Here is a 20,108-nt window from a genome sequence, read left to right as displayed (position 1 = left end):
CGCTATACCGTGACCAGACGATACAGGCCGATCAGGCCGATCACGATGATCGTGGCGCGCAACGCATTCGGCGACAGCCGGCGTCCATAGCGTGCGCCCAACCATCCGCCGATCAGCGAACCCGCCGCGATCAACCCGGCGACCAGCCAGCTGATCCGATCGAAGGCCACCAACGTATAGCCAACCGCGGCAACAACATTCACTAACAGCGCCAGCAAATTCTTCGCTGCGTTCATACGCTGCACCGACTCGGGCAGCAGCGCGCCCATGACGCCGACCAGCAAGATGCCCTGCGCGGCGGTGAAGTAGCCGCCATACACCCCGACGGCGAAGGTGCCGAACACGAGCACCGCCATCCGCGCCGGCGTGACGTGTTCGGGAGATCGCCCGGCCGCTTCGGCCCGCCGGCGTGCCCAGGACTGAATCCTTGGCCCGAGCAAGACCAGCAGCATTGCCAGCACCAGCAGCACCGGCACAATCTCGGCGAACACCGTCTCGGGCAGATGCAGCAGCAGGAACGCGCCCAGCGCGGCGCCCGCCAGCGACGCCGGGATCTGCCAGCGCAACCGATCCCACTGTCCGCTCAGCTCGCTGCGATACCCCCAGGTGCCCGATACACTGCCCGCCACCAAACCGACCGCGTTCGACATCGTGGCGGTCACCGGCGGATAGCCCAGCGCGACCAGCGTCGGGAACGTGATCAAAGTTCCGGATCCAACGAGTGCATTGATTGCACCGGCGGCGAACCCGGCCAGGGCAATCAAAGCCATATGGGAAGGCGACACTTCCGAAGACCCTAGCGCGCCGTCCGTTTGCTCCGACAATCGCGCAGCTGGACGGCTTTTCGTCAGACCCCAGGCGCCTCGGAACCGCGGGCCACCCCGGTGCGCAGCTTGACCGAGGCCGAATACGCGAGAGTTCGGAAATGCAGCACCGGGTCGTCGGAGGGTTCGATGCCGTCGGTGACGCGCATCGGGTCGAAGACGACGATGTCGCCGCCGTGCTCGCGTTCGGTGTCGAGGCCGGTGATTTCCAGGGTGCCGACGGTGACCGTCTCGATGCTGCGCCACGGCGCCGACGGGTCGGTCGTCGAGTCCTGCGGTCCCGCGACTTGCACGCGGTAGTCGAACCGGACCGGCCCTCGTGCCAGACGCGTATTCAGCTCGTCGGTGAGGAAGTCGGCGCTCACGCCGTGGGCATCGGATCCCGAGAGGTAGCTTTCACCCGCGGCGGGGATCAGGTGGTAGCGAACAAATCTGGCGTTGCCGTCGGCGCCGATCCACCGGAAGGCATGCAGCCCGTGGTATTCGATGGTGGCGTAGCTGGCGGGCACCTTGTTGGCGTCGCGCACCACCGGCAACGCACCGAGTAGCCGAGGATGCGTGACGAAGTACTTGGCCATGCGCAGCGGTGTCGTCAGCCCGGGTCGCATCGCCTGGAGCAGGTCGACGAATCCCTCCGGCTTGCTGGAGACGAACAGCCGGGCGGTCTGCGTCGACACGTCGGTGGTGGATCCGTCGGGCAGGGTGAACTTCACCGCCATCCCGCGCACTCCCGGCGAGCCGTCGGGTTGGCTGGGGTTGCCCGATCCGTTGGAGAACCGGATCAGCGCCGGAACCTGCGCGCCATCGAGATGTTGCGCCCGAGAGAGTCCCGCCGCGTCGCGGGTTGCGGTAAACGTGCCGCGGTACAGCGTGCCTTTCGCGTGCAACGCCCGGGCGCCGGGTTGCGCTCCCCCGGTACCTCGAATCGCATCGATCGCGTCGTCGGGAGAAACGGGGCCGCTCATGGCCGAATCCTAAAGGCATCAATCAGGAAAACCGAAGAGTTTGACGACCCCGTGATCGCGGCCCGCGGTGTAGCCGCCGTCGACGGCGATGGCCTGACCGCTGACGAATGACCCGTCGAGCGACAACAGGAACGCCGCCATCGCCGCGACCTCGTCGGGCCGGCCGAGCCGCTGCAGCGCATGCTCCTCGGTGATGGAGGCCAGCGGACCCTCCATCCCCGGCAGTCCGAACACGCTCTTCGCCATCGGCGTATCGATGAAGCCGGGGCAGATCACGTTCGCCCGGATGCCGCTCGGACCGTAGTCGAGCGCAATGTTCTTGGTGAGCAGGACAACCCCGCCCTTGGCGGCGTTGTAGGAACTGCCGCCCGCGGTACCTTCCAACCCCTCGATGCTGGCGACGGTCACGATCGACCCGCGTTCGCCGTCGACCCTGTCCTGCTCGATCATCTTGGCCAGCGCCGCCTTGGCCACCAGGAACGTGCCGGTCAGGTTGATCCCGATCACCCGATCCCACTCCGCGCGGTCGAGCAGATGGACCGGGCCGCCCCCGGCGACACCCGCGGCGTGGAAGACCCCGTCGAGGCGGCCGGGCACGGCGGCGAGCACCGCCTCGATCGCATCTTCGTCGGTCACGTCCGCCGTCACGAAGTGGAAGTCGGGACCTAAGTCGGGCGGGGATTCCAGGTCGGCTCCGACGACGTTTCCGCCCTCGGCCAGCAGGCGCCGCGCGGTAGCCAGGCCGATGCCCGACGCCGCGCCCGTTACGACGAAGGTGCGAGAACGGGCACGATCAACGTTGACCATGTGGAAATTCCTTCGTCGCAGGGTTGGCCCAGCAATGGTTACATATGTTGTCAGCACGATTCTGCTAGGCCGTAACTCCCAGTGTCGCACTAACATTTTTTATGTGGAGTTGCGTCATCTTCGTTATTTCGTAGCGGTCGCCGAAGAGCTGAATTTCGGTCGCGCCGCCAAGCGCTTATGCATTGCCGGACCGTCGCTTTCACAGCAGATCAAGGTCCTCGAGCGGGATCTGCGGGTGCGATTGTTCGATCGCGACCGGCGCTCGGTCACCCTCACGGCGACGGGTGCGGCGTTGCTTCCCTCGGCCCGCACGCTGCTGGATCAGGCAGATCAGTTGCGCCGGTCGGCAATCGGGCTGTCGCTGGCCGAACCCGTGCGGATCGGCTATGCGCAGTGGCTTCCCCCGGACCTGCCCGACCGGACGGCAGCGGTGGCGAAGGTGCACATCGACACGTGGGTGCTGCCATCGCACGCGCAGGTCGCCCGGGTCGCCGAGGGCGGCGTCGATTTGGCGATCTGCGGAGTGCGCTCCTCCGACCTGGACCGGCATGGCCTGAGCGCGCATCTCATTGGCGCCGAACAGCTCTTTGCGGTCAGCGTCGGTTCGGACACCTCCGCGGTCGACGCGGCCGACATGGTCGTGTTGCTCGACGCCGACTCCGGCAGCTGGTTTTCCTGGAACCGGTACGGCGAGCAATTCGCCAGGGAGACCGGTGCTCGCACGGTACGGATCAGCGACGGCGGGCTCGCTGCCCCAATGTTTTTCGAACACGTTCGCCGGCTGGGCCGGCCGGTGCTCAGCTCCCCCAAGGCCCAGACCGCCGCATTGCCGGCGGACCTCGTGCAGCGCCCGATTGCCGCACCCGCGCCCTTCTGGACGTGGTCGCTGGTGTGGCGCCGCATCGAAAACCGCGAAACGGTGCGTGGGGTGATCGACGCGCTGACAAGCGAGGCAGAGCTGCCCGACCTCGACGAGGCGTGGTTGCCCTTCACCGACCCTTACCGATCGCGAATCACCTTGGCAACCGCGTGAATACGCGTCTCATACCGTGTAGCTGACGCGCTCCGTTATGCCCAGCATCGACTTTCCGTAGACCTCGTAGCCGACGGTTGCCTGCATGCCAGCATGGCGCGCCGCGATGTTGGCATCACGCCAATACTGTTGCAGTGGATTGGATTCGGCGAAGCTTCCCGCTCCGTGCGCGTCAACCAGGATAGACAGCGCATCGATCACCTGTTGGGCGGCGTAGCCAAGCCGGGCGCGGAACTCCGCACGGGCGGCGTAACCGACGGTTCGCCCTTTGGCGGGCGCGGCGTCCATGGTGGCGGCCATGTCGTACGCGTGCAGTCGCGCCGTGGACAGTCTCATCGCCGCCTCAGCGATACGTATCTGCAGCCCAACGGATTCCCGCTGTGGCGCAATCGTGGTTCCGGCCAGCGGTTTGGTCTGCGCGTTGTCCACCACGAAACGCAGCGCCGCGCGACCGACTCCCAGCAGCGGACCCAGCAAGGGCACCATCACCGCCGGCACCGACGGCAGCCGGTACATCGGCTCGTCGACCGGCAGCGGCCAGTCCTCCTCGGCTAGCGCGCCGAGGGAGACCGCCCGATCGTCGGGGACGAACACCTCGTCCCCGACCCACGTGTCACTGCCGGTTCCCCGCATACCGACAGTGCGCCAGGAGTTTTCCAGGGTCAGCTCGGCGGCCGGCATTGCGCACAGCATTGCCTCCTCCGGCTCGCCGGGGACGGCTGCGCCCAACAATGCCCAGTCCGCGTGGTAGGCGCCCGACGCGTAAGGCCAACGCCCGGAGACGGTCAGCCCGCCCGGCACCCGGCGGGCCCGCCCGGGGTGGGTCGAGCCCGCGAACCGTGCGTCGGGATTTGCGCCGAAGAACTCCTCTCGCGCCGACGGCGCGTACCGAGCGGCCATCCAGCTTCCGGTCGCGCCGAGCACAACCAGCCACGACACGGAGGCGTCGGCCTCTCCCAGCGCCTCGCCCACCTCCAGGACGGTACGAGCGCCGACGCCGTAGCCGCCGAATCGGGTGGGCGTCTGCAGCCGAAACATCCCGGCCTCGACGAGGGCGGCATTGATCGGATCGGGTAGCCGGCGAAGCGATTCACCCGCGGCGGCGTGCTTACGCAATGTCGGTTGCAATGCGCGGGCTTGGGCGACGACCTCCTCGTGTGTCGGGAGGTCGTGGGCCAGGACAGTGTGACTCATCGCAACTGATCATTCGCTGCGTACGGGGGGTTTCGCCACGACCGGCTTGCTTGCAGGACGGAGTCCATAGCTCTCACGAACCGGCTGTGGACAGGATGGCTAGCCTTGGTTTGACTGAACCCGGGAACCCACGGACTTCGATGAGCGGAGAAGTAATGCCACCAGCCGACGTCAGCACCGGCACGACGAAGACGCTCGTCGGAATGGTCCACCAGCACGCCGAGCTTCGTCCCGACGATGTAGCGATCCACTTCGGTGAGCGGCAGTGGTCGTGGGCGCAGTGGGCGTCGCGGATTCGCCAGACCGCCGGAGCGCTGCGGGATGCCGGTCTGCAGCGTGGCCGGGTGGTGGCCTTCCTGGACAAGAACCACCCCGCCTGCCTGGAAACCCTGCTGGCGGCCACGTCGATCGGCGCGGTAGCCACGATCGTCAACTGGCGGGTGATCGGCGACGAGCTCGCCCACGTCCTCAATGACAGCGGCGCACGCGTCCTTGTGGTCGGCGCCGAGCTGGCGCCCGCGGTCGAGGCGATCCGCGCGAAAGTGCCGGGCGTGGAGCGCGTCATCGTGGTGGGCGGCTCCGATGACGAATACGAATCCCTGATCGCCGCGGCCTCACCCGTCGATGTCGATCCCGAGGTCTCCGACGCCGATACCGCCCTGACGATCTACAGCTCGGGCACCACCGGGCGCCCCAAAGGTGTTCAGCTCACCCAGCGTGCGCTGGTCAACCACATCGTGAATCTGTCTCCGCCGTTCCCGTTCTCGGACGGCGACGCCAATCTGGTGGCGATGCCGCTCTTTCACGTCGGCGGTATCGCCTACGCGTTCTTCGGCATTCGGGCGGGAGTACCCACGTTCCTGACGCGCGAGCCCGAAGCCGCGACCCTGATCGGTGCCGTGAAAGCCGGTGCGACGCATGCCTTTCTAGTGCCTCCGGTGATTGCCCGGTTCCTGGACGCCGGAGAGGCGGCAACCGCCGCGCTGTCCGGTTTGCGCTACCTGGTGTATGGAGCGGCGCCGATGCCGGTGCCGTTGCTGCAGCGCGCGCTTGCCGCCTGGCCCGAGATGAACTTCGTGCAGGTGTACGGGCAGACGGAGCTGTGCGGCGCGATCACCGCGCTGGACGCCGATGACCATCGCGATTCCAGTCGGCCCGAACTGCTCATGTCAGCGGGAAAAGCCGCGCAGGGCAACGAGATCCGGATTGTCGATCCCGAGTCGGGTGAGCAGCTGCCACCCGGCGAGTCCGGCGAGGTCTGGGTGCGCAGCAATCAGCGGATGATCGGCTATCTGAATCGGCCCGAGGCGACCGCGGACACGATTACCGCCGACGACTGGGTGCGTACCGGCGACATCGGGCGCCTGGACTCCGACGGCTACCTTTTCATCGAGGACCGGTTGCGGGACATGATCATCACCGGCGGTGAGAACGTGTACGGGCCCGAGGTGGAAAGCGTGCTGCTCGAACATCCCGGGATCGCCGATGCCGCGATCATCGGTGTGCCCGACGACCAGTGGGGCGAATCGGTCAAGGCGATCGTCGTGACCAGTGCCGACCTCGAACCCACCGAGATCATCGAGTTCTGCCGCAAGCATCTGGCCGGCTACAAAAGCCCGCGAACTGTCGACTTCGTGGACGAGCTGCCCCGCAACGCGAGCGGCAAGATCCTGAAAAACCAGCTCCGCGAGCCGTATTGGAAGGACCGCGCCCGCAAGGTGTGATGCTGGTAAAACGATCGACGACGAAAGGGCGATATGAGTAGGCCGTTCGAATCCATCAGCACCGGCGTCGCCGCCCATATCGGCAAGTACGCCGACGCGGTGCGCATACCGGCGGGCGCCGAGATCGTCTACACCTCGGGCACGCCGGGTTTGCGCAAGGACGGAACGCTGCCCAAGGATTTCACCGACGAGGCCATCCAGGCGTGGCGCAACGTAGAGGAGGCGCTGCAGCGGGCGGGGACGGCATTGACCGATATCGTCAGCGTGCGGCAGTGGCTGACCGACGCGGCCGACATTCCGGCCTATGCGGCGGTGCGGTCGTCGGTGATCAGACATGAACCCGTATTCATGCTGGCGGTGGTCCCGGCGCTGGTTTGGCCGGATATCCGGGTGGAAGTCGAAGTCACCGCGATCCGCCGACCCGCGATGTTATAGCCTGCACTCGACCCGATCTCGATTCCGCGAATGCCATCAGGGGCGACATGGGCGAGGCAGTAGAGGCGCAGCGACGGGACGGCGCGATCGCTGTGCTGGGTGGCCCCACGACCGTGATCGACATCGCGGGCCGCAGGATCGTGATGGACCCGACCTTCGATCCGCCCGGCCCCCACGACTATTTGACGAAACTCGCCGGTCCGGCAGTCAGCGCCGACGACCTCGGGCAAATCGACGTGGTACTGATCAGCCACGACCAGCATCCCGATAATCTGGACACCGCCGGCCGTCGGCTCGCCGAAGCAGCGCCGCTGATCGTCACCAACCCCGGCGCCGCGGGCCGCTTCGGCCCTCCGGCGGTGGGTCTGCAGCCGTGGCAGTCGTACTACCTGCCGGGCGGGCCCGGACGCATTGCGGCACAAGCGGTTCCGGCCGTGCACGGTCCGGCCGACGGGGTGCGCGACATGGAGGGCCACGTCAACTGCGAGGTAACGGGGTTCGTGCTCTACGGACCCGGCCTGCCCACCATTTATCTCAGCGGCGACAACGCCTCGATGAGTGCGGTCGGCGAGGTAGCCGATCGTATCGGCGATATCGACGTGGCGGTGCTCTTCGCGGGGGCCGCGACCGTGCCGAGCAAGGAGCGCGGGCGTCCGCTGACCCTGACGTCGGCCCGCGCGGCCGCGGCCGCCGAAGTCTTGGGCGCCAAGGTGGTGATACCGGCACACTTCGACGGCTGGGCCCACTTCAGCGAGGGGCCGGCCGAACTCGCCGCGGCGTTCGACCAGGCGGGTATCAAACGCGTGCTGCGCACCGCCCCGCATGGCGAGTGGATCGACCTGAAGAACTAGGCGCGCGGCCGCGTCACAGGCGTCCCTCGGTCTGTAACTCCGGATGCACCCAATTCGGCGAACGCCGCTCCTTGAACGCGCGGACGCCTTCGCGTGCCTCCGCGTCCGTCAGGCTGCTGGTCATGCCGATGCGGTCATACAGGCCCAGATAGTCGTCGATGCTGGATTTGATGACGTTGCGGGCGCGCGGCGCGGTCCGGCAGCTTTGCGCGAGCAGGTCGCGGGCGGTGGCCGCCAGATCGTCGTGCGGGACCACCCTGGTCACTAGGCCCCAGTCGAGCGCTTCCTGCGCGGTGAGCACCCGGCCGGTGAACATCAGGTCGCGGGTGCGGACCGGTCCCACGACACGCAGCAGCATCTGGCTGTAGTAGGTGTCGGCGTAGCCGCGGAACAGCTCGGGAACACGGAAGGTCGCGCGTTCGCTCACCACGGACAGGTCGCTACACAGCGCGATCTGCATGCCGCCGCCCTGGCACAGCCCGTTCACGGCGGACACGACGGGCTTGGCCGAGGTCCGCACCGCGTCGAACGGGGTGACATCCATTCCCAACGCGGCGCCGAAGGTGATCCAGTCGTCGACGCCTCCCCCGCCGGTCATGTCGCCGCCGGGCGCGAAGACATCGCCGGTCCCGGTGATCAACAGCCCGGCCAGGCCGGGGTCCCCGTTGACAAGGCCTACGGCGTAACGGATTCCGAAGTACATCGCGGGCGTCATCGCGTTGCGCGCCTCGGGGCGATCGATCGTGCACACCGCGATCGGTCCCTGACGCTCGAACGACAGATAGGGCGTGCCCAGCCAGTCTCCCTCCGGGGGGCGGGGTGGGTTCTGGGTCTGCGCCACGGGACTCCTCTCGGGTCGGCGCCGTGGAACACGGCACCGCGGACTCGCTACCTACACAAAGGGCAGCGTGGCGACTTCGATGGTCTCGGACATGCTGAAGACCAAATTGCGATGCTTGTCCTGAAGCGCGGTCGTGGCCTCCGCCACCGGCCTGTCGCACTGGCTACAGCGGGTGGTGAACTGCGGCTGGTCGGCTTCGTCCGGCCAGAACCGGCGCGGCCCGACCTGGGCCCCGGGGTCGAAGACGACTTGCTGGTGTGGCGCTTCCTTGAGGATTCTGCCGACGGGATGGCGTTGCGGGCATTCGAGTTTCAGCGTGCCGATCCCTTCTTGGTTAATGCTCATCGTTGCGCTCCTTCAGGGTTGGATCTCGCTCTCGTGCTCTCCCATTGTCGTCCTCAGGTGCTGGGCGTGAACGTGTAGGTCTCGCCGTGGGCGAGATAGACGAATTTCGTCATCGCCGACGAGGCCTCGGCGGCCTTCTTGAAGTCGTCGAGGCCTGAGAGGAACACCGAGAAGTCGTTGTAGTGGATCGGGATCGCGGTGCGCGGTTTGGTGGTCTCGACAGCCTGGTCACGGCGGCCGCTACCTCGGCAATCGCCTCACGCGGCACCGCAAACACGCCGGTCACGGCACTATTGTGCTGGGAACCCAGCAAACTAGATGTCTTAAGACAGCAGCGCTCAACTGACCGATTAAGCCTCCGGTGCAGCCGAATGTTTCTGTGGCCGTTGCAATCCGACCAGCACCAGCCCGCAGGCCACGCCCAGCAGGGCGACGACCGCGGGCAGCAACATGGACTGAGACATCGCCGTCGCGAATTCGTTGCGGTATTCCGGCAGCGGTATGACTTCAGGCCCCCGACCACTCGCGTTCACGCCGGTGATGATCGGCGGTTGCTGTCGGCTCACCAGCCAATGCATGAAGCCGGCCATGCTCGCGGTGCCCAATACCGTGCCCACCTGACGTGTCGCGGTGAAAACACCGGAGCCCGCCCCCGCCAGCTCGGGTGGGAGATTGCGGATCGCGGTGACGGCCAGCGGCGCGCCGAGGAATGCCACGCCCACGCCAGCGGTGAGAAACGGCGTCAATAAACGCCAGACGGGTGTCGCCGGGGTCATCTCGAGCGACAACCAGCCTAACGAGAGGGCCAACACCGCGAAGCCACCGCCGATGACGCGACGGGGGTCCGAGCGGTCCGCGACCCAACCCACCACCGGCGCCAGCACCGCGGTCAATACTGCCAGCGGCGCCGTCAGAAACGCCGCGTGCATCGCCGATAGCCCGCACCCCAGCTGGGCGAAAAACATGAAGGGCAACACCATGGCGGTCCAGGCAAAGGCGAGCACCCCTACCCCGAGACTAGAGACCGAGAAATTGCGATCGCTGAACACGCGCAATGGAATTAACGGCTCACCTTTGTTAGCGGCCTGCCAGTACACGAACGCCGCCATGGTGACCAAACCGGCGCCGAACATCGCCCAGATCCAGGGCGCCCCGCGCTGGGATCGGGCCTCTTGCAACGCGAACACAATCAAGAAAAGACCAACCCCGGACAGCAGGACACCGATGACGTCGAAGCGATGTCGCCTCTTGGGCAGGACCGGAATCAGCCAAACGCCAAGCACGGAAGCGACGATTCCGACGGGCACATTGACGAAAAAGATCCAATGCCAATCCAGCTCGTCGACGAGCACGCCGCCGACCAGCGGCCCGGACAAGGTTGCAATCCCGACGGCGGATCCCCGCAGACTCGTTGCGACGCCGCGCCGCTCGGACGGGAACATGCGGGTGATCATCGACAACACTTGCGGGGTGAGGAACGCGGCTCCGATGCCCTGGACGACCCGCGCCACCACCAGCATCTGGATGGAACCGGATAGCCCACACCACAGCGATCCCGCGGTAAAGACGGCTAGCCCAACCAAATACACCGTCTTCGGGCCAAACTGGTCGCCAAGGCGCCCGGCCACCAGTAGTGGCACCGCGAACCCGAGCAGGTAGGCGCTGGTCACCCACACGACGGAGTCGTAGTCGGTGTGCAACGCCGTCATGATCGAAGGATTGGCAACCGAGACGGCAGTCCAGTCGATCAGGGTCATGAAGTAGCCGACAAGCATCGCGCACAGCGCCGCCCAAGGGCGCATGGTCGCCGTTTCAGTCATCAATGAACGCGATGCCGAGCGGGGCTATCGCGGGGGTCGCACTCATGGAGGTCGGTATGCCCACCTGCAGACGATAGCGCGCAACCGGCTGGACCCGCCGTCTGACCTTGGTCCTTCCCAATTCGGTTGTCTGCAAGCTGATATGGCCACCGTTCACGGCAGGCCAGCCCTGCAGGCCCGCACGGTGTCCAGTTGGCGCCCCGAAGGGCCGAGGGTGATACTTCGGAAGTGGTCGACGTGCGCGAAGCGACAGCAGCAGACAAGATGGCCGTCGCCGAAGTGCACGTCCGATCCTGGCAGCAGGGCTACCGAGGTCTCGTCGCACAGGATTTTCTCGACGGGTTGCGTCCCGAGGACATGGCTACTCGATACACATTCGACGGGATGGACCTGCCCCGCGGTCCGTACACAATGGTCGCGGTTGAAGGCGACACGATACGCGGCCACACCACTATCGGCCGATCGCGCGACGACCACACGGTCGATGCCGGAGAGATCTGGTCGCTGTATGTCGACCCGGCGCACTGGGGCTCAGGAGTCAGCGACGCCCTGCTCGCCGCCGGGTGCAACCGACTGAGTCAGGCCGGCCACGAAGAGGCCCTCTTATGGGTCCTTGCCACCAACATGCGTGCCAGGCGGTTCTACGAACGCCATGGGTGGACGACCGACGGAGTGCAACAAACCGTGGTCCTCGGTGGAGCGTCCGTCCGCCAGATCCGGTATGCCACTCCGCTAGGGCGCCAGACGTAACACGCCCAAACGGACCAGCGGCGCGATCACACCGACTTTCTCTTCCCCGGTCAGGTCTCCGGGGAGTTCGCGCACATAGAAGTCGGGGGTTCGGGCGATGAAATCCAGAGCTTCCAAAGCCAATTCGTTGACGGAGAGCACGGTGTTGTCGCTGTCGTCGCTAAGGTGGGCGGTGTTGTCGTCGACAGTGACAGTCAGTGTCCCGGCCTTATCGTTGACGACACGGCGGGACGGAGCGACACTGCTGTCGTCGTACCATACGGCCGGCAGCGGCTGGCCGTACAACTCCTCGTATCGTTGACGAAACTCGTTGAAGGAAGCTTCTTTTGGCGAGCGACCTGCGGTCTCGGTGCGATCGACCGTCTGGTAATTGTCGGCGGGCGAATGGTGGACATAGTTTCCGAAGTAACGGCGACCGTATTCCGTGTACTCGGCCGTGAAGAGGATGAAAGCGTGCCAGGCTTCGTCCACGATCGCCGAGCACATGCCAAACGTCATGTCGGGAGTCGCCTCGCACAGCACCAGGTACTTCTTCGCCTCGGTGAACAGCTCTTCGGCGAATGCCGGTGTGTCGGCGACCCGATCTTTGACCAGTCGATCGATCACGAAGGGTGCATTGAAGGCCAACGCCTCTTCAAGTCGACCTTCAAGCACCACAACAGTTTACCGAGCCTGCGCAAAGGCAGGGTTCGCGTCGGAAGACACGCAGAAGCACAGCATTTCGGCGGAGCGTCCTGCGGGGCTGGCGATGGTGAGTCGGCCGACGGTGACGGTCGTGGAGGCTTTCTTCGTGGTGGTCATGCTGGTTCCTTCCAGTTGTGGGGCCGGTCTCCCCGAAGCCCTATGGATGTAAGTATCGCAATGTGTGAATGCATTGTCTGTCCCCCGACCGGACGACTGGCAGGGGGACCCCGTTGTCCACCAATCGGGGGACAATGCGTAACCGCCCCGCCTGCCTCCACCCAAGCTGCCATTGCGTATCGCGACAGCTGATCGCCCGGATCATGAGCACTTTCGGCCCCTCGCTGGCGGGCACCCGGGTCGAGCAGGTCGACCAACTTGCCCGACGGGCGCGGGGTCAGGGACGAATAGGTGTACGGGCCGCGCACCCCGACGAGCGAGGCCCGCGCCTAGATCAGCGCGGGTGCAATCTACTACGCGCACGGCAGCGACTACGCGGTGTGCAGGCCAAAAACCCAACCGGCGCTTGGCATCCTGGCTGTCGTCGCTGACCGACCTGCCGGTGTCGGTTCGCCGAAGTGATCGATTGCCCACTGCTCGAGCCCGGCGAGGTCGTCTGCGCACACTTTCACATACGGTCCAGTCCACGGGTGACTGGCCCCGGTCGCGGCGACCGGCAGCCAACTCCCCCGGCGGGACTGAGCTGCGAAAATGGATTGTGGTCCCGGCTGGGATCGAACCAGCGACCTTCCGCGTGTGAAGCGGACGCTCTTCCACTGAGCCACGGGACCGGCGCCGAGAGGCGAACGAGGGAGAAGACTAGCACGAACCGCCAGCAACCAGCACGTGACTTATCCGCCCCTGGGACCGCCCTATACGCTAGAGCGACAACGTACCAAGAGATTTGTGTGTGCCCGCGTAGGTGGACTATCGTCGTCCTTCGCACCGGGCGACGATCTCGCCCGTTGCGCGCGGATGTAGCGCAGTTGGTAGCGCATCACCTTGCCAAGGTGAGGGTCGCGGGTTCGAATCCCGTCATCCGCTCGAAGGTGCAAGAGGCATCAATCCCCGCGGTGGAGTGGCCGAGTGGTGAGGCAACGGCCTGCAAAGCCGTGCACACGGGTTCGATTCCCGTCTCCACCTCCAAATTTTTCTCCCAGCGCGATTAGCTCAGCGGGAGAGCGCTTCCCTGACACGGAAGAGGTCACTGGTTCAATCCCAGTATCGCGCACCAGCTTTGGCAAAGCTCAGAGGCACAATCTGAGACAATTAGCGGGCCGAGTGAAGTATGCGTCAACTGGCCTTCCGGGGCGCTAGCAACCCATCTGAGAGGTAGCTAGCCACGAACATGTCCAGAACCTAGTGCCGCGGTGGACTCCCCCACATAGGACGGTCCAGTCACGACAACCGCCATCACCCCCGCCCTGATGTCCCACCTGCCCGCCGGAATCGAAATGGCCGACACGCTCGACGGGCGACCTGACGTTGCGGGGAACCAGGCGCGGTATTTCGCGTCTGAGTAGCTATCGGGCCGTCCCTTGCTCTGCTGGGGACTGCCCGTTTCTTTATCTCCGGCTGCTTCGGAAAAAGCGGGGCTGGGCAGAATAGGAATATGAGCAGTCAACCCGAGGTTCGGCACGACAGGATTACAGCGCCGGAACGCCTTCCCAGACTCCATGTCGAGGCCCTCGCGATGCAAAAGGCGCAGAGGAAGTCCCGGAACCGGTCGGTGGTCGACCTGCAACTCGGCGATAGCCATCCAGTTGGGGGCGACAGGGAGTGGTCTTTCAGTTACCGACTTGGCCCACAGCGCGGCCAGCCCGGCGACACACGTCCCAAGACATGGGAGCGTTAGCCGAGAGTCCATCGCCGGTGCGGCCAATCTGACGGCGCCTCGCAGGGGATAGCCGAACGCGAGTGCGCCGCCGCTGGCCCCGAGTCCCACAAGCGCCGCACGCCGCGTTGACCCAGGCGCTGCGAGCCCCAATGTTGCTGCCGCAACTTGGATAACGTCACGCTGGCCTGTCCGGTGGACATGGCGCTTTTCGGTCTCGCTCGACCCTCGGCGCTATGGCCGAGGGGTGTGCGGGGGCGTGGGTGCGGGCGATTGCGGAGCGGGTCCCATCGTCGCGCCTGGCATCATCTCGCCTGGTTTCATCGGTCCATTGGGAGCCATCATCGCGCCAGGCCTCATCGCCTCGCCTTTTTTCATCTCGTCGCAGCAAGCCATCGGTGCCGGACTCCGATGTCCACCCGACGGACTGCCGTCCAAGCTCCAACTGAGGAAAAACCCCGAGAAGAAAACCGCCGCGACGACAAACAGGCCGCCGGTGACTATGCCCACCCATGCCAACGCCTGGTTCAGGCGGCTGGGCCGGGACTGGGAGTTCTTGGAGTGCTCGGTCGCAAGGCCGGAATCTTCTGTCGACGGGGAGACGTCGTTGGGATTCGCCATGGGATGAAAACCTCCTGCGTGAGTGGATTGGCATTCGCGATGGTACCCCACCCGGGGTGGGGTGGGGTAAGCTACGGATAGACAAAGGTCACCCGGGGGTGCATGCGCACGGCTTAAGCCGGAAGGAGATGGTGGTGACTCAAGAGCTGACGGCCAAAAAGAGTGCGGCACTCAATCGGCTAAAGACGGTGCGAGGTCATCTCGACGCGATCATTCGCATGCTCGAAACGGACGCCTACTGCGTGGACGTGATGAAGCAGATTTCTGCGGTGCAGTCGGCGTTAGAACGCACGAATAGGGTGATGTTGCACAACCACCTGGAGACCTGCTTTTCACAGGCCGTCTTGGGCGGCCAGGGAGCAGCAGCCATCGACGAATTGGTCGATGCGTTGAAGTTCAGTCCCGCTCTGACTGGCCCCGACTCGTGCCTAAACGGCACCGCCGCCGACGAGGCCGTGGCAGCCGGGACATCCTGATGCGCCATCGGGCATGTTGCCGGCCACCCTTTCCTCTCCTGGGGCGGCCCGATCACGTCCAGAACGCCCCCCATGTCGGCGAAAACCGTCACCAGTTGCCGCTTCCCCGCATACGCTCTCCAGCTCATGACCAGGGGGAAGAAAGTCTTGCTTGCGCTGCTGCTCGCGTTCGCCGTCTCAACGACGTCGGTGAGCTGCACACCTAGCGGAATCACCTGCCCCGCGGGCGGCGGCCCGGTCGGCTGCTGATCACCAGCGCCGGTCGCGCCACGTGCCCACGCCCGCTTGGTGGCGTGAAGGCGGCGCCTTTCAGCCCGTGCGCGCCGCCGGCACCAGGGTCCCGAAGCTCAGCTCCCACGACCGTACGGTGTTGATCCGCCAGCCGGCCTTGGCGAACGGCTCCTCGGCAGCGATGGCTTCGGCTTGGTCGCGAGAGTCCGCCCGAATGATGCACAGGCCGTCCATAGGTCCCGCCGGGGTGCGATCGAGAGGACCGACGGCCAAAAGTCGGTTGTGGTCCTCTAACTCGACCAGGTAGCGCAGATGCTCGGTGAGCAGCGCGGCACCCTGCGCCGTATCGGCACGTTCAAACGTGTCGGTAGCGCGCATGAATATAGCGAACAGCGGGATCTTTGCCGCCCGTTCCTCCAGCTGCTCAAGCTCGGCGGGTAGGCCGCTCATGCTTCCTCCTCGACCGTTCCTCTGATCGCCTGCTGCGGTCCCAGTATCGCGCAGCATCGTTCTTGCGGGTAGGCAGATTTGCCCGGCTGATTCGATTAACCACCGGCCGAAGTCAATCGTTGACGTGACGACTGCAGTTGGGGCAGCAGGTATTCCAGCTGCCCGACCTCTTCGATGTTGTGCTTCACCCACGCGCGGACCATGTCGTCGGGGAAGCGCTTGGACGCGACGCGATTGATCGGCGCGAACAGCGGACTCCGCGCCCCGATATCGAGCACCGTCACGTAGTGGGCGCCGTCGGCGCCCGCCGACCAGGTGTGCTCGAGCTGCAAAACGATCACGCCGGCGATGCGCGTCACCAGCCGAATGCCCGTCTCGTCGAGCTTCTCGACCCGGTCGACGACGTCGACCCGGTACTCCGGGTGCGCACCGAAGGCCTCCACGATCCGGAAGCGCGCCCCCTCGGCCGCCCCACCCCCGGGCGCCGGGCGGGCGAGCTCCCAGCGGATGTGATCGATCGGGTGCCACGCGAGGTAGCGGTCGACGATCTCGCCGCCGTACGTCATCGTCTCGCCCAGGTGGGTGAACCAATCGAGCAGTATCGCCGGGGTGACACCGGCCAGCGGTCGATGGTCGATGGTGACGCGGCGGCGGTGGTGCGGAGCGTTGGTGAATCGCACGGCGGCGGTATCGACCGAGCGCAGCGGATACAGGACCGGACGAGACGGCATGGCGACCTCCAAGATACGGTAACGTTTCTTGCAACAAACGCTAGAGTATCGATGTAAGAAACGCAACCGTTTCTCGGAGGGATTTCGAATGCGGCGACGCCACGGTGCGGAACTCGACGCGGCGATCCGGGCCGCGGTGCTGAGCCTCGTCGGCGAGCACGGCGCCGCCGGAGTCACGATGGAGGCCGTCGCCGCCGCCGCCGGCACCAGCAAGCCGGTGCTCTACCGGCGGTGGCCGGACAGCCGGGCACTATTGCGCGACACCCTCCTCGGGACCGCTGCCACAGCGATCCCGCACCGGGACACCGGCAGTTACCGCGAGGACATGCTCGCAGTCCTTCGCGGCTGGGCCGAACTGTTCACCGGACCACAGTCGGCCCTCATCCGGGCCGGAATAGCCACGGCCGCACACGATTCCGAACTCGCCGAGACATTTCGCACCGACGTCATCGGCTGGCGGAAAAAGGAAATGGCCGACCTGCTGGCCAGGGGCATCGCCCGCGGCGACGTGCGCGCCGACATACCCGTCGACATTGCCCGCGAACTTGGCCAGAGCGTGCTGTGGCACCGCCTCCTGGTCACCGGCGACCCGATAACCGACGACCTGATCGTGCAACTCGTCGACGAGGTGCTCGTGCCGTTCGTCGCGCCACCCGGGTGACTCAGCCGGTGAGGATCGTGGGGAAGGGGCTGCGGTCGGCCGGCAGATCGGGGGGAAAACACGGCGAGATCGCCTGGAGAGTGGGCGGGTACTGGGGTTCATACCGAGCGACGATCTGCAGGATGTAACCGTCGGGGGCGTAACCGAACCGGTTGGGCTTGTAGAAGCCATCTCGTTCGTATACCTGCCAGCCCCAGCTCTTCCAGATGTCGCCGGTCTTGGCGACGATGGTGTTCGTGTCGATGCCCGTCGGCAGCGTGAGATCACCGTTTGTCGAGAATTCCATTGGTGGAGTACCGGTTTCGACGTCCTTGCACGGGTGAATGGTGCCACCGCTGCTGTAGCGGCTGGCGTCCAACGTTATTCCGGACGGGAGCGACTGCAGTGTCTTCTTCAGGTAGCCGATCGCCGTATCCTGGGCCTGCTGTTGGGTTTTCGGGACGACGGGCTCGAGCTTCCAGCCGGGCGGGGGCGGTGGTGTTGATTCCATAGGTGCTCCTCCGAGTGCGGTGGCGCCTGTCGGCGTGGGCGGCCCCAGCGGGCGGTCGTGGCTGCAGGCACCGACGACCATGACGATCAACAGAGCACCGAAGACTCCGGATCGCCGGCTGACACGGCTCATGACGCTTAGCCTCCCCCACCATTCGCAACGGTTTGGGGAGGCCGAATGCCGGCGATGACGGCGCCCAGATTGCGCAACGCCGGGTTTCCCTCGCTCCAGTAGCTGCTGTGGGCCGCAACGCTCGGGGTCAACCCGAGTGGGTCGCTACTGGGTCCGGGAGCCGCATACAAGCGTGTCGCACCGAAGTCGTTGGCCACCGGATCGTGGCCCAGCGTCATGTCGGTCACCAAATCGATGATGTCATTGCGGGCCCGCATCGCATAGACATTCGCACCAGGATCCAGATTCAGGTCGCCCGCACCATGGACGAGCATTCCGGGGCTGCCGACCGCGACGACGTTGTCGGCGTCCAGATGATGCCCTCCGGATGCGGCCGCCCCGACCAACGTTGAGCCATAACTGTGCCCGATCACCGTGTCGATCGACGGCGCTCCGGTGTGCGAGGCGCGCTGTCCGCTTTCGAACGCGTCCAACGCACCGGCGCCCGCCCGGGCCCGATCGGGCCACGCCGCTTCGAAGAGATTCATCGGGCGGTCGTAGCCCATCCAGGTCGTGACCGCCACATCCCCCGGCCGCAAATTGGGGCCGGCCAACATCGCGGAGTTGTACATCGCCAACGATTTCAGGTCGCTGCCTTCGAAGGCCGCGAGGTCCTGGCCTGTGCCGGGCACCAAGATCGCATTGCGCTTGGCGTAGTCCGGGTTTCCGATGGCGACCGCCGCGTGGCCGTTGTCGTCGATCAGGCCCAGGTAGCGCCGCACGCCGTTGCGGTTCAACGCGGCCTGCACCGCCTTATAGCCGTCGAGGCTGTGTCGGGCCGCGAGCAGTTGAGGTGCCAGAGCGTTGAATTCGCCGGTCGTCGCTTCGCTGTGGTCGCCCATGTAGATCTGGCTCGCCAGCTCGTCGACGCGGTGCTGCAGACGGTCGACGTCGGCTTGCGCTTGTTGCTGCAGCTCCGGCAGATGAAGCCGGTTGTAATGATCCTTGCCCAGATGGTCCGGCGGATCCCACGGCATGCCGGAGTGATTGCCGACGTTGTGGTCCTGGTTGTAGAGCCAGTCCTTCTCCTCCGGCGTGAGTTTGTTCCAGAGGTCGGCGAACTGCTTGGGATCCTCCGGCAGCGGCTGGGACAGTGCCCGCTGCACGTCCGGTCGGTTGTCATGGGGCCCGGGTGGAATGGGTGCGTCGCCGTCGGCCATGTTGATCGCCGTCGCCAGCTCCTGGTCGACGGCATTGGCCTCGGCCACAATCGCGCTCAATCGCGTCTGTAATTCGGCGCGCCGCACCTGCAGCTGCGCCCATTCGGCTGCGGTGTAACGCAATTGAGGAATGGCCACCACCTGGCTGGTCGCGGCGTCGACCTGTAGCCCGGCGGCGGCCGCGTCGGCACGCAATTTCGCGAGGTCGGCCTTGACCTTGTCGATCCCGCCGGCGGCGTTCTCGGCGGCCCGGGCGACCGCGAGCGCCTCGTTACCGTGCGCGTCGAGGTCTTGTCGAATTGCCGCGTTCTGATGCGCGGCGGCATCGCGCGATGCGCCCTCCCAGGTCGCGAACACCGACAGCGACGCCAACTCGCGGGAGGCGCCGAAAGCGCTCTGTGAGCGCGCGGAAGCCGCGTGAAACACCTCGCGCACCGCCTCGGCGTTCCACCGGTCAATGTCTGCGACCGATAGGGTCATGCCCCACGTGTCTCAGCCGCGACCACTGACCGCCGCGGCCCGAGCAGCAACATCGGCGAGCGCCTTCGCGCGCTCGGCCTCGGCCGCCGCGTGCTGCACAGCGGCGTCGTGTAGCGCGAAACCGTGCTCCCCGACCCTGCCCACCAACGCCCGCGATGCCGGCAGCCACCGAGCCGCCCGGGCGCTCAGCGCAGTCGCCGAAGTACCGGCCCAGCCGTACTGAGCCGCCTCCATCCGGTTATCGGCCGCCACCAACCCCGTCGCCAAATCCTCCGCCTGCCCGCTCACCTGACTTCCCGAAGACGCCAATTGCTCCACATTGATATTGATGTCAGACACCGTCGGATCCCCCTCCCGGCTGGTGAAAGCGCCGCTACCGCGTGTCTGGTGTGACAGCGATCGAGGGCCTGCATCAGTAGCGGGAAGCGTAAGCGCACCGGGCGCCGCACGCACTTCACCTTCAAGACCCTTCCAGCCGTCGCGACACGCGTCGATCTACATGGCGACGGTTGCAGCTTTCCGGCAGAAACGAG

Annotated in this window: 23 protein-coding genes and 4 tRNA genes; 11 read left to right on the top strand and 16 right to left on the bottom strand. The window is 65.8% G+C overall.

From position 1 onward, the window contains the following. Positions 1-2 precede the first annotated feature (2 nt). From OK015_RS12085 to OK015_RS12075, 3 genes are all read right to left on the bottom strand, one after another. Positions 3-785: a sulfite exporter TauE/SafE family protein gene (locus OK015_RS12085; RefSeq protein ID WP_268131696.1), complete on the bottom strand. Its 783-nt coding sequence runs from the start codon at positions 783-785 to the stop codon at positions 3-5. A 62-nt stretch (positions 786-847) separates the two neighbouring features. Next, the gene (locus OK015_RS12080; protein WP_268131695.1) at positions 848-1,789 is read right to left on the bottom strand and encodes a catalase family peroxidase; all 942 of its coding nucleotides are present in this window, start codon (positions 1,787-1,789) and stop codon (positions 848-850) included. A gap of 18 nt (positions 1,790-1,807) precedes the next feature. Then, a complete protein-coding gene (locus OK015_RS12075) occupies positions 1,808-2,596 on the bottom strand; it encodes an SDR family NAD(P)-dependent oxidoreductase (protein ID WP_268131694.1) in 789 nt (262 codons plus the stop codon). A gap of 103 nt (positions 2,597-2,699) precedes the next feature. Between OK015_RS12075 and OK015_RS12070 the strand changes: the two genes are divergently transcribed. Then, positions 2,700-3,629 carry a LysR family transcriptional regulator gene (locus OK015_RS12070; protein ID WP_268131693.1) on the top strand — a complete coding sequence of 310 codons (930 nt, stop codon included), beginning with the start codon at positions 2,700-2,702 and terminating at the stop codon, positions 3,627-3,629. A gap of 9 nt (positions 3,630-3,638) precedes the next feature. On the opposite strand, the gene OK015_RS12065 is transcribed toward OK015_RS12070, so the two are convergent. Beyond that, positions 3,639-4,823, bottom strand: a complete 1,185-nt coding sequence (locus tag OK015_RS12065) for an acyl-CoA dehydrogenase family protein (protein WP_268131692.1) — start codon at positions 4,821-4,823, stop codon at positions 3,639-3,641. Positions 4,824-4,978: 155 nt separating this feature from the next. Here OK015_RS12065 and OK015_RS12060 point away from each other — a divergent pair, with 155 nt between their 5' ends. From OK015_RS12060 to OK015_RS12050, 3 genes are read left to right on the top strand one after another with little or no spacing between them, the layout of a single operon-like run. Continuing rightward, positions 4,979-6,547, top strand: coding sequence for a long-chain-fatty-acid--CoA ligase (locus tag OK015_RS12060; RefSeq protein ID WP_268131691.1), 1,569 nt, complete (start codon positions 4,979-4,981; stop codon positions 6,545-6,547). Between the two features lie 33 nt (positions 6,548-6,580). Then, complete coding sequence (locus OK015_RS12055; protein WP_268131690.1) at positions 6,581-6,982, top strand: RidA family protein; 402 nt, start codon at positions 6,581-6,583, stop codon at positions 6,980-6,982. A 47-nt stretch (positions 6,983-7,029) separates the two neighbouring features. Continuing rightward, positions 7,030-7,833: an MBL fold metallo-hydrolase gene (locus OK015_RS12050; protein ID WP_268131689.1), complete on the top strand. Its 804-nt coding sequence runs from the start codon at positions 7,030-7,032 to the stop codon at positions 7,831-7,833. Positions 7,834-7,846: 13 nt separating this feature from the next. Here OK015_RS12050 and OK015_RS12045 read toward each other — a convergent pair whose 3' ends face one another. From OK015_RS12045 to OK015_RS12035, 3 genes are all read right to left on the bottom strand, one after another. Then, positions 7,847-8,674, bottom strand: a complete 828-nt coding sequence (locus tag OK015_RS12045) for an enoyl-CoA hydratase/isomerase family protein (protein WP_268131688.1) — start codon at positions 8,672-8,674, stop codon at positions 7,847-7,849. 51 nt (positions 8,675-8,725) lie between these two features. Then, the gene (locus OK015_RS12040; RefSeq protein ID WP_268131687.1) at positions 8,726-9,019 is read right to left on the bottom strand and encodes a hypothetical protein; all 294 of its coding nucleotides are present in this window, start codon (positions 9,017-9,019) and stop codon (positions 8,726-8,728) included. Between the two features lie 350 nt (positions 9,020-9,369). Next, on the bottom strand, positions 9,370-10,839 hold the full coding sequence (locus tag OK015_RS12035; protein ID WP_326498532.1) for an MFS transporter: 1,470 nt from the start codon (positions 10,837-10,839) through the stop codon (positions 9,370-9,372). Between the two features lie 228 nt (positions 10,840-11,067). Between OK015_RS12035 and OK015_RS12030 the strand changes: the two genes are divergently transcribed. Continuing rightward, on the top strand, positions 11,068-11,589 hold the full coding sequence (locus OK015_RS12030; RefSeq protein WP_268131686.1) for a GNAT family N-acetyltransferase: 522 nt from the start codon (positions 11,068-11,070) through the stop codon (positions 11,587-11,589). Here the strand turns inward: OK015_RS12030 and OK015_RS12025 are convergent. The 3 genes from OK015_RS12025 to OK015_RS12010 form a co-directional block, all read right to left on the bottom strand. Beyond that, positions 11,572-12,243 carry a glycine-rich domain-containing protein gene (locus OK015_RS12025; protein ID WP_268131685.1) on the bottom strand — a complete coding sequence of 224 codons (672 nt, stop codon included), beginning with the start codon at positions 12,241-12,243 and terminating at the stop codon, positions 11,572-11,574. The two genes, OK015_RS12030 and OK015_RS12025, sit on opposite strands and share 18 nt — an antisense overlap. Positions 12,244-12,252: 9 nt before the next feature. Next, positions 12,253-12,390: a hypothetical protein gene (locus tag OK015_RS12020; protein ID WP_268131684.1), complete on the bottom strand. Its 138-nt coding sequence runs from the start codon at positions 12,388-12,390 to the stop codon at positions 12,253-12,255. A gap of 599 nt (positions 12,391-12,989) precedes the next feature. After that, positions 12,990-13,061: transfer RNA gene (locus tag OK015_RS12010), tRNA-Val, on the bottom strand. Positions 13,062-13,241: 180 nt separating this feature from the next. Here OK015_RS12010 and OK015_RS12005 point away from each other — a divergent pair. The 3 genes from OK015_RS12005 (at position 13,242) to OK015_RS11995 (ending at position 13,504) form a co-directional block, all read left to right on the top strand. Beyond that, positions 13,242-13,314: transfer RNA gene (locus OK015_RS12005), tRNA-Gly, on the top strand. Between the two features lie 28 nt (positions 13,315-13,342). Beyond that, positions 13,343-13,416, top strand: a tRNA-Cys gene (locus OK015_RS12000). 13 nt (positions 13,417-13,429) lie between these two features. Further along, positions 13,430-13,504, top strand: a tRNA-Val gene (locus OK015_RS11995). Positions 13,505-14,338: 834 nt separating this feature from the next. Here OK015_RS11995 and OK015_RS11990 read toward each other — a convergent pair. Further along, positions 14,339-14,725, bottom strand: a complete 387-nt coding sequence (locus OK015_RS11990; RefSeq protein ID WP_268131683.1) for a hypothetical protein — start codon at positions 14,723-14,725, stop codon at positions 14,339-14,341. A gap of 134 nt (positions 14,726-14,859) precedes the next feature. Between OK015_RS11990 and OK015_RS11985 the strand changes: the two genes are divergently transcribed. Then, complete coding sequence (locus OK015_RS11985) at positions 14,860-15,201, top strand: metal-sensitive transcriptional regulator (RefSeq protein ID WP_442791295.1); 342 nt, start codon at positions 14,860-14,862, stop codon at positions 15,199-15,201. Between the two features lie 126 nt (positions 15,202-15,327). Continuing rightward, a complete protein-coding gene (locus tag OK015_RS11980) occupies positions 15,328-15,450 on the top strand; it encodes a hypothetical protein (RefSeq protein ID WP_268131682.1) in 123 nt (40 codons plus the stop codon). Between the two features lie 60 nt (positions 15,451-15,510). Here OK015_RS11980 and OK015_RS11975 read toward each other — a convergent pair whose 3' ends face one another. Then, positions 15,511-15,882 carry a YciI family protein gene (locus OK015_RS11975; protein ID WP_268131681.1) on the bottom strand — a complete coding sequence of 124 codons (372 nt, stop codon included), beginning with the start codon at positions 15,880-15,882 and terminating at the stop codon, positions 15,511-15,513. A gap of 95 nt (positions 15,883-15,977) precedes the next feature. Beyond that, complete coding sequence (locus OK015_RS11970) at positions 15,978-16,613, bottom strand: hypothetical protein (RefSeq protein WP_268131680.1); 636 nt, start codon at positions 16,611-16,613, stop codon at positions 15,978-15,980. An 88-nt stretch (positions 16,614-16,701) separates the two neighbouring features. Here OK015_RS11970 and OK015_RS11965 point away from each other — a divergent pair, with 88 nt between their 5' ends. Continuing rightward, a complete protein-coding gene (locus OK015_RS11965; protein ID WP_268131679.1) occupies positions 16,702-17,274 on the top strand; it encodes a TetR/AcrR family transcriptional regulator in 573 nt (190 codons plus the stop codon). Position 17,275: 1 nt separating this feature from the next. Here the strand turns inward: OK015_RS11965 and OK015_RS11960 are convergent, their stop codons facing one another. The 3 genes from OK015_RS11960 to OK015_RS11950 are packed head-to-tail and all read right to left on the bottom strand — an operon-like array spanning position 17,276 to position 19,914. After that, positions 17,276-17,896 carry a hypothetical protein gene (locus OK015_RS11960; protein ID WP_268131678.1) on the bottom strand — a complete coding sequence of 207 codons (621 nt, stop codon included), beginning with the start codon at positions 17,894-17,896 and terminating at the stop codon, positions 17,276-17,278. 5 nt (positions 17,897-17,901) lie between these two features. Further along, positions 17,902-19,575 carry an alpha/beta hydrolase gene (locus tag OK015_RS11955; RefSeq protein ID WP_268131677.1) on the bottom strand — a complete coding sequence of 558 codons (1,674 nt, stop codon included), beginning with the start codon at positions 19,573-19,575 and terminating at the stop codon, positions 17,902-17,904. A gap of 12 nt (positions 19,576-19,587) precedes the next feature. Next, a complete protein-coding gene (locus tag OK015_RS11950; RefSeq protein WP_268131676.1) occupies positions 19,588-19,914 on the bottom strand; it encodes a WXG100 family type VII secretion target in 327 nt (108 codons plus the stop codon). Positions 19,915-20,108: the final 194 nt, after the last annotated feature.

Origin of the sequence: Mycobacterium sp. Aquia_216 (genome assembly GCF_026723865.1) — a bacterium.
Classification (GTDB): domain Bacteria; phylum Actinomycetota; class Actinomycetes; order Mycobacteriales; family Mycobacteriaceae; genus Mycobacterium.
The sequence above is the reverse complement of the archived record's forward strand: the minus strand, read 5'-3'. Positions and strand labels throughout refer to the sequence as shown.

Bases quoted from the DNA above. Each gene is read 5' to 3' on its own strand.
- OK015_RS12060 (WP_268131691.1), top strand. From the start codon at position 4,979: ATGCCACCAGCCGACGTCAGCACCGGCACGACGAAGACGCTCGTCGGA.
- OK015_RS12040 (WP_268131687.1), bottom strand. From the start codon at position 9,019: ATGAGCATTAACCAAGAAGGGATCGGCACGCTGAAACTCGAATGCCCG.
- OK015_RS12080 (WP_268131695.1), bottom strand. From the start codon at position 1,789: ATGAGCGGCCCCGTTTCTCCCGACGACGCGATCGATGCGATTCGAGGT.
- OK015_RS11960 (WP_268131678.1), bottom strand. From the start codon at position 17,896: ATGAGCCGTGTCAGCCGGCGATCCGGAGTCTTCGGTGCTCTGTTGATC.
- OK015_RS11955 (WP_268131677.1), bottom strand. From the start codon at position 19,575: ATGACCCTATCGGTCGCAGACATTGACCGGTGGAACGCCGAGGCGGTG.
- OK015_RS11970 (WP_268131680.1), bottom strand. From the start codon at position 16,613: ATGCCGTCTCGTCCGGTCCTGTATCCGCTGCGCTCGGTCGATACCGCC.
- OK015_RS11980 (WP_268131682.1), top strand. From the start codon at position 15,328: ATGACCAGGGGGAAGAAAGTCTTGCTTGCGCTGCTGCTCGCGTTCGCC.
- OK015_RS12075 (WP_268131694.1), bottom strand. From the start codon at position 2,596: ATGGTCAACGTTGATCGTGCCCGTTCTCGCACCTTCGTCGTAACGGGC.
- OK015_RS12055 (WP_268131690.1), top strand. From the start codon at position 6,581: ATGAGTAGGCCGTTCGAATCCATCAGCACCGGCGTCGCCGCCCATATC.
- OK015_RS12020 (WP_268131684.1), bottom strand. From the start codon at position 12,390: ATGACCACCACGAAGAAAGCCTCCACGACCGTCACCGTCGGCCGACTC.
- OK015_RS11965 (WP_268131679.1), top strand. From the start codon at position 16,702: ATGCGGCGACGCCACGGTGCGGAACTCGACGCGGCGATCCGGGCCGCG.
- OK015_RS12035 (WP_326498532.1), bottom strand. From the start codon at position 10,839: ATGACTGAAACGGCGACCATGCGCCCTTGGGCGGCGCTGTGCGCGATG.
- OK015_RS11990 (WP_268131683.1), bottom strand. From the start codon at position 14,725: ATGGCGAATCCCAACGACGTCTCCCCGTCGACAGAAGATTCCGGCCTT.
- OK015_RS12050 (WP_268131689.1), top strand. From the start codon at position 7,030: ATGGGCGAGGCAGTAGAGGCGCAGCGACGGGACGGCGCGATCGCTGTG.
- OK015_RS12065 (WP_268131692.1), bottom strand. From the start codon at position 4,823: ATGAGTCACACTGTCCTGGCCCACGACCTCCCGACACACGAGGAGGTC.
- OK015_RS11975 (WP_268131681.1), bottom strand. From the start codon at position 15,882: ATGAGCGGCCTACCCGCCGAGCTTGAGCAGCTGGAGGAACGGGCGGCA.